A 1,056-nucleotide genomic window follows, 5' to 3' on the forward strand; every position below is an offset into this window, starting at 1 on the left:
CACTCGTCGCGGATCCGGCTGTTGAACGACTCGACGTACCCGTTGCGCCACGGCGAGCCCGGCGGGATGTAGGACAGGCCGGTGCGGGTGCCGGCCCAGTCGGCGATCGCGTCGCTGATGAACTCCGGCCCGTTGTCCGATCTGAGTACCGCCGGGGCGCCGCGGACGGCGACGAGGTCCTCGAGGTGGGCGGTGAGCCGGGTGGCGGTGATCGACCGTTCGGTGAGTCCGCCGATGCACTCCCGGGTGTGCTCATCGACGATCGAGCAGATCTTGATCGGCCTGCCCTGTTCGTCGGCGTCGAACTGGAAGTCCACCGCCCACACCACGTTCGGCGCGTCTGCTGTCGGCGCGTCGACGGTCGAGGACCCGACGCGTTTGCGGCGACGCCGCTGCGGGACGCGCAGGCCCTCGTCGCGCCAGAGGCGTTGGATCTTCTTGTGGTTCACGACCCACCCCTCGGCGCGGGCGTCGTGGTACGCCCGCCGGTACCCGTAGCGGGGATGGTTCTTCGCCCAGGCACGCAGCCAGTCCCGCAGCGCCCGGTCCGGGTCCGCGGTCGTGTCGCCCTTGAGCGGGCGCCGGTAGGCGGAGCGTGACAGCCCGACCAGACGGCACGCCATCCGTTCGCTCACCTGCAGCTTGCGCTTGAGGTGGTCGACGGCGGCGCGGCGCCTGCCCGGGCCTAGAAGTTTCCCTCAGCCAGCTCCTTGAGCGCTGCCTTCTCCAGCTCCGCCTCCGCGAGCAACCGCTTGAGCGTCGCGTTCTGCTTCTCAAGCTCCTTGAGGCGCTTCGCGTCGTCGGCTTTCAGGCCGCCGTACTGGTTCCGCCACCGGTAGTACGTCTGCTCGGACACGCCGAGCTCCCGGCACACCGCCGCGACATCCTGCCCGTCGGCGAGCATCCTGTCAGCCTGCCCGAGCTTGCGGACGACCTGCTCCGGGGTATGACGCTTCCTGCTGTTCGACATGATCTGACCAGTCTCCCTGCCCGCAACCGCGGGCGACAGGACGACTCTCAAAACCAACGGACCTACAAAACGGGGTCAGCCCAGGG

General features: G+C 69.1%; 1 pseudogene. It reads right to left on the bottom strand.

The features are described 5' to 3' along the window. Positions 1-970 (bottom strand): annotated as a pseudogene (locus tag ACIGCK_RS14795) (IS3 family transposase); the annotation flags it as partial. Positions 971-1,056: the final 86 nt, after the last annotated feature.

The organism is Microbacterium sp. NPDC078428, from assembly GCF_044542535.1.
In the GTDB taxonomy this organism is placed as follows: Bacteria; Actinomycetota; Actinomycetes; order Actinomycetales; family Microbacteriaceae; genus Microbacterium; species Microbacterium limosum.